This window comes from Tumidithrix elongata BACA0141 (assembly GCF_036349135.1).
Taxonomy (GTDB): domain Bacteria; phylum Cyanobacteriota; class Cyanobacteriia; order Pseudanabaenales; family Pseudanabaenaceae; genus Tumidithrix; species Tumidithrix elongata.
In genome coordinates, this window is sequence record NZ_JAZBJZ010000180.1 from 1 (window position 1) to 7,065 (window position 7,065).

The 7,065-nt window shown below is 43.3% G+C and carries 7 protein-coding genes; 4 read left to right on the plus strand and 3 right to left on the minus strand.

What is annotated here, in order from left to right:
* Positions 1 to 49 precede the first annotated feature (49 nt).
* The 3 genes from V2H45_RS24345 to V2H45_RS24355 form a co-directional block, all read right to left on the minus strand.
* On the minus strand, positions 50 to 2,065 hold the full coding sequence (locus V2H45_RS24345; RefSeq protein ID WP_330486288.1) for an ATP-binding protein: 2,016 nt from the start codon (positions 2,063 to 2,065) through the stop codon (positions 50 to 52).
* Positions 2,066 to 2,165: 100 nt separating this feature from the next.
* A complete protein-coding gene (deoC, locus tag V2H45_RS24350; protein WP_330486289.1) occupies positions 2,166 to 2,843 on the minus strand; it encodes a deoxyribose-phosphate aldolase in 678 nt (225 codons plus the stop codon).
* 242 nt (positions 2,844 to 3,085) lie between these two features.
* Positions 3,086 to 3,217: a hypothetical protein gene (locus V2H45_RS24355; protein ID WP_330486290.1), complete on the minus strand. Its 132-nt coding sequence runs from the start codon at positions 3,215 to 3,217 to the stop codon at positions 3,086 to 3,088.
* Positions 3,218 to 3,274: 57 nt separating this feature from the next.
* Here V2H45_RS24355 and V2H45_RS24360 point away from each other — a divergent pair, with 57 nt between their 5' ends.
* The 4 genes from V2H45_RS24360 to V2H45_RS24375 all read left to right on the plus strand — a co-directional run bounded on the left by V2H45_RS24360 (position 3,275) and on the right by V2H45_RS24375 (position 7,039).
* On the plus strand, positions 3,275 to 4,300 hold the full coding sequence (locus V2H45_RS24360) for a DUF2325 domain-containing protein (RefSeq protein WP_330486291.1): 1,026 nt from the start codon (positions 3,275 to 3,277) through the stop codon (positions 4,298 to 4,300).
* A gap of 8 nt (positions 4,301 to 4,308) precedes the next feature.
* Positions 4,309 to 5,238, plus strand: coding sequence for a methionyl-tRNA formyltransferase (gene fmt, locus V2H45_RS24365; protein WP_330486292.1), 930 nt, complete (start codon positions 4,309 to 4,311; stop codon positions 5,236 to 5,238).
* Positions 5,239 to 5,303: 65 nt separating this feature from the next.
* Complete coding sequence (locus V2H45_RS24370) at positions 5,304 to 6,449, plus strand: AAA family ATPase (RefSeq protein ID WP_330486293.1); 1,146 nt, start codon at positions 5,304 to 5,306, stop codon at positions 6,447 to 6,449.
* Complete coding sequence (locus tag V2H45_RS24375) at positions 6,446 to 7,039, plus strand: hypothetical protein (RefSeq protein WP_330486294.1); 594 nt, start codon at positions 6,446 to 6,448, stop codon at positions 7,037 to 7,039. The genes V2H45_RS24370 and V2H45_RS24375 overlap by 4 nt, the downstream gene beginning before the upstream one ends.
* Positions 7,040 to 7,065 lie beyond the last annotated feature (26 nt).

The following is a 7,065-nucleotide window of genomic DNA, read 5'->3' on the forward strand; positions in this document are numbered from 1 at the left end:
CATTTTCCTCAAATCCCTTCCTACTCTTGTTTGTATTTTTAGAGATGCCCTATAGCCACTCTAGCTCTAAATGCTTTGCTAAAAGGCAAAAGAGATCTTCGGCTTGGACTGGCTTAGACAAAAAATCATTTGCACCAGCCGTGAAGCTGGTTTGGCGATCGGTATCAAACACACTGGCTGATGAAGCGATTAAAATCGTGTCTTTGAGCGTTTCCGATTCTTGTAGTTTTGTTAAGAACGTCCAACCATCCATGACGGGCATTTTTAAATCGGAAATAATCAAATCGGGATGATTGGATTGGACTTGTTGCCAAGCTTCCTCCCCATTGCTTGCTTCAAGTAGGATAAACCCTAGAGGTTCTAGGATACTGACCAAAACAGAACGATTTTCCCAGCGATCGTCTACAACTAAAATTTTGCGCCGTTTGCCACCATATCCACGAATTTTACCGAAACTTGTCAGCTTGTTTGCCTTTGCCCAGTCAGTCGCAATAGGACAGATAATCTCAAACTCAAACACGCTGCCCACACCCAGTTGACTGCGAACTTGAATGGTGCTCTTCATCATCTTTGCAAGTTTCTGACTAATTGCCAGTCCTAACCCAGTTCCTTCTTTTTGTCGTTGTGGAGAACCTACTTGTTCAAAGGGCAAAAAGATTAACTCTAATTGGTCGGCACTAACACCTATGCCCGTATCTTCAATTTGAAAGCAGATTTTGGCAGTGGGCTCTATGCGATCGCCAAGCCCTTCTTGTACGGAAACCTTAAAATCCACCTTTCCCTTATCGGTAAATTTGATCGCGTTTCCTACTAGATTTAATAGCACTTGTCGCAGTCTTTGTTCATCGGCAATAATCCATAATGGGAGATTGGCAGGCACTACATAGATAAATTCAATTCCCTTTTGCTCTGCATTTATACGATTGATTTCAGCAATTCCCTCTAATAGAGAAAGAAGATGGCAAGAAGTCGGATAAAGCTCCATCTTACGCGCTTCGATCTTGGATAGATCGAGAATGTCATTGATCAGGGTCAGCAGATGAGAACCACACTGATGGATGATGCTAATGCCACGTTGCTGTTTATCGTTGAGATTTGACAGTGAAAGGATTTGGGCATACCCTAAAATGCCGTTAAGGGGCGTGCGAAGTTCGTGACTCATATTTGCCAAAAATTCGCTCTTGGCTTGATTGGCAGCATCCGCAAGTTCTTTGGCTTGCTCAAGGTTCGCTGTGTATTCCTGTTGTTCGTGCAGGAGGCTTTGCACGCGCTGAATCAGTTGATTTAAGGAATTCGCCAGTGTCCCAATCTCATCAGCCGTTTCAACTTTCGCTTGGAGTTCAAAATTAGATTCGCGGGTAACTTGTTTTGCAACTTCTGTTAGTTTTTGTAACGGGTTGGCGATCGCGTGACTAATCGATAAAGCTAAGAGAATCGCGATCGCGACCGACAATGCCAAACTAAGGATAATGATTTGGTTGCGTAGGGCTTCAGCTTGCCTGAGGGCAATGTCCGCTTCAACGTCACGATTTTCGGCCATTTGATAAAAAGCGGCTAAGCGATCGGGAAATTCGATAAATTTGACAAAATCTTTATTTTTAACCAGTTGCACGATCTGCTTTTCTGCCTGTGCTGCCCCCTCTGGGGTCGCGGTGAGCGGATCGACGCGCTGGACAAATTCCTGGGCTTCCTTAGCAAAGGCTTTAACAATCGCTTCATACTCCTCTAGCAAAGGTTGCAGTCCATCTAGGGTAGAGGGTTTACCAGAGGCATTATGGGTTGCCAGCAGGGTTTGGATTTTTTGAATGCGATCGAGTAACTTGCGGCTCTCACGCCGAAAGCCCTGTTGATCTTGAATGTAGGGAGATAGCTGCTTGGCAGGTCGGTTATATAAGACATCTACTTGCAAGGCACTTAGCAGTTTGCGCTCGTTCGATGCTGCTTGACTATTTTTCAGGGCTTGTTGTTGATAGTAGTTACCCACGCTCAAGCCGATGGCTGTTCCTCCCAGTGCCACCCCTAAAGCAAGGGCATAGCCATAAATAATCTTGTTTCTGATTGACATTATGCTTACTTTATTGCAGCTTTACTGCATAAAATCAAGTGAAGTTTAGATAATATGGGTTTCCTGCGATAGATCCCCTATAAACCGTAGAACATACCCTCTAGGAATTCCCTTTCCCAGCTTTCATCTCGGCAATGATGTCTACACCACGAGAAGTGCCAAGACGTGTTGCGCCTGCTTCGATCAAGGCGATCGCCTGTGCCAGAGATCGAATTCCGCCAGAGGCTTTAATGCCTACGCGATTGCCTGCGATCGCTTTCAGCAAACGCACCTGCTCGACCGTAGCCCCACCAGCCCAGCCCGTACTGGTTTTCAGAAAAGCGACACCCGCATCCAGACAAACCTCCGCCGCCAGTTGTTGCTCGGGTACTGTCAGTAAGCCCATTTCTAAAATTGCTTTGACGGGTAAATCAGTGGCTTCGCAAATTTGGGCGATTTCACGATGCATGGCATCGGTTTGACCTGACTTAAGCAAACTGAGGTTAATCACGACATCCAGTTCCTGTGCGCCAAGTTCCATGGCTTCTTGGGCTTCATAGAGTTTTGTTGCGGCAGTATTCCCGCCAGAGGGAAAGCCAATCACGGTACAAACACGAGGCTTTTTTTTATGCAGCCGTTCTACTGCCCGCGCCACATAGCAAGGATAAATACATACGCTTTTAAAACCATAGCGATCGGCTTCGTCGCAGGCTTGGTCGATGCGATCGCTGCCTGCGGTGGGGTCGAGAACGGTGTGATCGATGTAGGGGATTGGGTCGATTTCGGAATAGGAGGACATAGGTACTGGTTGGGGATGGGGGCAAGCATTTTGTTTCGGGAAGGCTCAACCTACCTGAATTTTAGCCTACATCCATCCATGGGTGATGGGCACACAAGACCCCGATAAGTATTAATACTCAAACAGGGAGTTATAAAAAATCTCATGCACAGTTGTCAAGTTCAAAGGTTACAGTGATGTAATCTCTTTTTTCACTGCTTTAACTTATGTCTTTAGAACTCCATAACTTATATGTATAAGAGCTAAAAAATAAATGACAGTCCCTTAACACCATCTGTGGCGATCGCGCGATCGAGAATCATGGGTAATTCTGGAGAATAGTTGTCTTTCGGCAGTTCGCGATCGGAGTCTGATGAATCAACTCTGGTTACCATGTAAGGATAGTCACTGGCTAAATTTGCATAAATTAAAATTGTTTTATTGGTTAATGTATGGATATTTCGGAAATCGATCTGTTAGAAGCTTCGGTTAGCGACTTGCTCATCATGGCAAAGGTCGAGCTGGAGCAAAAACGTTTACAAGAGCAACGCGATCGGCAAATTCAAGAAGCCGTTGCCCAAATAGAAGGGAGACTGAAGCCACTCCTTGCAAAGGTCGAACAGATGCTGCAAGAGTTTGAGCGAGAAGGTCACACAGATAGCATCACAAAACAAAAATTAGCGCAAAAAGCCGCAGATATTCGGCAGGAAATAGCAGAAGCACCCATCTTAGCGGCACAGGTTGCCGATCGCCAATTAATTCTTAACGAAGAACGCTTACTTGATGAAAGAGTTGCCGAAAAAACCGCCCAATGGCGACAAGAACTAAAGGCTGACTTATTGGATATGATTGCCGACCAGCAAGACTTTTTTAGTGCTACCGATGCCGCGATCGCCATTCGTGCCTATATGAACGATCTCAAAGCGATCGGAGCGCTAGAGGGAATCGTCGAGTCTTTGATCGCCCAAATTAATACCTATAGTGAAGAAGGCCCCGTAGCAAAACTGCGCGGTAGCCACGAACAAACGCTCAATTTTATCTATAACAAAGCCCTAGAAAACCGTTCGCGGGTAGATCGCGCCCCCGACGTTCAACCTTCAACCCGCCACCGTAAATCTGAAAAGAGACCGAGCCTTTACACCGATCTCTCAGGCAAGGTTCTGATCTTTGGCGGTCACGATCGCTTAGAAACAGCCGTAAAAAATCGCCTGCGCGATTCTGAAATTCATCTGGTGTGGTATACAGAGCAAGATGGTTTACAGCTAGCAACCCAAGGAGAAAGCCACATTAGCAATACAGACCTAGTTTTGATTGTCACGGGCTATGCCAGCCATTCTCTCACCGAAAGAGCGATCGAAGCCTGTAAGCGGGCTGGTAAGACCTACGAGATCATCAACACCACAGGCATGACCAGACTCTTAGAGGTAATTGAATCTGGGCTAAAAACCAAACAACTCGCGAAGCGATGGAATAGTTAAGCGAACCCATGCGAATCATTTTCTTTGGTACACCCGACTTTGCCGTGCCGACCTTGGCAAAACTCCTATCTGAGCCAGAGTTTGAAGTTTTGGGTGTGGTGACGCAACCCGATACCCGTCGAGGTCGCGGCAATCAGATGAGTCCATCGCCTGTCAAGGAACTGTCGCTCCAGCACGATCTCACCGTATGGACACCCGATCGCATTAAAAAAGACACTGCCACCTTAGAAGCGTTAAAGGCTCTGAATGCTGATGTATTTGTTGTGGTTGCCTACGGTCAGATTTTGTCTCAGGCAATTTTAGATATGCCCAAACAGGGCTGTATCAACGTACATGGTTCTCTCTTGCCAAAATATCGGGGTGCGGCTCCGATTCAATGGGCGATCGCCAATGGAGAGACTGTGGTTGGAATTACCACCATGCAAATGGATGCTGGCATCGACACGGGTGCAATGTTACTCAAAGCCAGTATTGATGTCGCTCCTACCGATCAAGCTGAGAGCTTAAGTGCCAAACTCGCCGAACTGGGTGCAAATTTGCTGATTGAAACACTGCGACAACTCGATCGGATTACTCCTGAACCTCAAAACAATTCAGAATCGACCTATGCACCGATGATTGCGAAGGAAGACTGGCTGTTGGATTGGCAAAAAAGCGCGATCGCGTTGCACAATCAGGTACGAGGCTTTTATCCCAACTGCTATACCAATCATCGCGGGCAAAGGTTAAAGGTGACAACCACAGAAGTGATTCCCCAAGAGAATTCTGCGGCTCCCTTAGGAACCTTGGTGGAATTGCGAAAGAATCTTGGCTTTGCTATTCAAACTCGTGAGGGATTGCTTTTAATTAAAGAAGTCCAACCAGCAGGCAAGCGATCGCAAACGGGCTGGGACTTTGCCAATGGCTCCCGATTGCAAATTGGCGAAGCGTTTATCTAGGTGAGGTAATGCCTTAAAATAGAAATCTGACACATCGCGATCGTACAGATAACGGAGTGATAACCATGAAAATCAAACAACTTGAATATTACGATCGCGCCAAAGGATGGCGACTAGAACCAGTTCAGTTTTCTAACCTCAACCTACTTGTAGGTGTTTCGGGTGCAGGTAAAACCAAGATTTTAAATGCAATCTCAAATCTCAAAAAAGTAGCAAATGGCGAATCTTTAAACGGAGTTGAGTGGGAAATTATATTGTCAGCAAAAGATAACAAAGAGTATCGCTGGATCGGAAAATTTAAATTGATAGAAGAATCAGAAACGAGTTTTTTTTACGAACTCGGTAATATTGAAACTGAAATCTTAACTGAAAGCTTATTTATAAATGAGAAACTCTTAGTGCGTAGAGAAGGCGATGAAATTAAGTTTCAAGGAGATACTCTCCCTAAGCTATCATCATTTAAGAGTGTAATCGAAATTTTCAAGAATGAAGATATCGTTAAACCCGTATGGGAGGGCTTTCAGCAAATTAACTATAGTGGTGAAGATACTGCGCCGTCAAGGAAACTACGTTATCATGCTCCACTTTCTATTCTTACAAGTAAATATCCTTCTGAAAAAGACATTATAAGAAGTGGATTGGAAACACAAGTTAAGCTAGCTCTAATCTATCAGAATGTACCCAAACTATTTGAAGAGATAAAAGAAAGGTTCTTACAAGTTTTTCCTACAGTTGAAGATATTAAAATCGAGCCATTTAATAGTAAAGCCACTGAAAAACTTTTCATCACAATTCGCGAATTTCCATTTATCTTCATTAAAGAAACAGGTGTAGATGATTGGATAGATCAGAGGGAGATATCATCAGGCATGTATAAAACCATAATTGATATTGCCGAACTTTATTTGTCAGAGAATGGCAGTGTGATCATTGTCGATGAATTTGAAAATAGTTTAGGAATTAATTGCATTGATGCGATTACCGAAGATTTGATTTCAGGCGATCGCGATTTACAGTTTATTCTCACTAGTCATCATCCCTACATTATTAATAATATCCCCATGGAGTATTGGAAAATTGTTAGTCGCAAAGGAGGAGTAGTAACTGTTAAAAGTGCCAAGGAACTCAATTTAGGGAAATCTAAACACCAAGCTTATTTACAACTCATTAATAAGTTAGAAACCTATAATGAGGAGAAAGAAATTGCATGAACTTATATTTTCTTGTAGAGGGAAAATCTGAGTTTAATCTTTATCCAAAATGGCTGACTTACCTTTTGCCAGATTTCACAAGAGTTGATGAATTTGATCGAATTAGTGATCGCAATTACTTTATTTTCCAAGGTGGTGGGCAACCTGAAATCATTGAAGAACATTTACCAAATGCCATCAGAGACATAAATTCGCTTAGTTCAAACGACAATAAATATGATTATTTACTATTTTGTCTAGATGCAGAAGAACAGACGATAGATGAGTTAAAAACAGAAATACTCACTTCATTATGCTCGAAAAAAGATATCGATCTCAGTAAATTAGAGCTGGTTTTAATTATTCAGAATCGGTGTATTGAAACTTGGTTGCTAGGAAATCGAAATTTTGTGCCGACGCAGTTTGGAAACACGCCTCTTGATGAATGTGAACCCTTTTTAACATACAGAAATTATTACGACGTTAGAGACAAAGATCCAGAGTTGATGGGAATATATGACAATGAAAAATTTAGAACGCATGCTCAATTTCATGAAGCTTATTTAAAAGCTGTATTTAAAGCCAATACTTCGGACAGTTTTAGAAAATAGAGAAAAAAAGCCATTCATCGTTTAAG

Coding starts and splice junctions, on each gene's coding strand:
- V2H45_RS24345 (WP_330486288.1), bottom strand. CDS start 2,065: ATGTCAATCAGAAACAAGATTATTTATGGCTATGCCCTTGCTTTAGGG.
- deoC (WP_330486289.1), bottom strand. CDS start 2,843: ATGTCCTCCTATTCCGAAATCGACCCAATCCCCTACATCGATCACACC.
- V2H45_RS24355 (WP_330486290.1), bottom strand. CDS start 3,217: ATGGTAACCAGAGTTGATTCATCAGACTCCGATCGCGAACTGCCGAAA.
- V2H45_RS24360 (WP_330486291.1), top strand. CDS start 3,275: ATGGATATTTCGGAAATCGATCTGTTAGAAGCTTCGGTTAGCGACTTG.
- fmt (WP_330486292.1), top strand. CDS start 4,309: ATGCGAATCATTTTCTTTGGTACACCCGACTTTGCCGTGCCGACCTTG.
- V2H45_RS24370 (WP_330486293.1), top strand. CDS start 5,304: ATGAAAATCAAACAACTTGAATATTACGATCGCGCCAAAGGATGGCGA.
- V2H45_RS24375 (WP_330486294.1), top strand. CDS start 6,446: ATGAACTTATATTTTCTTGTAGAGGGAAAATCTGAGTTTAATCTTTAT.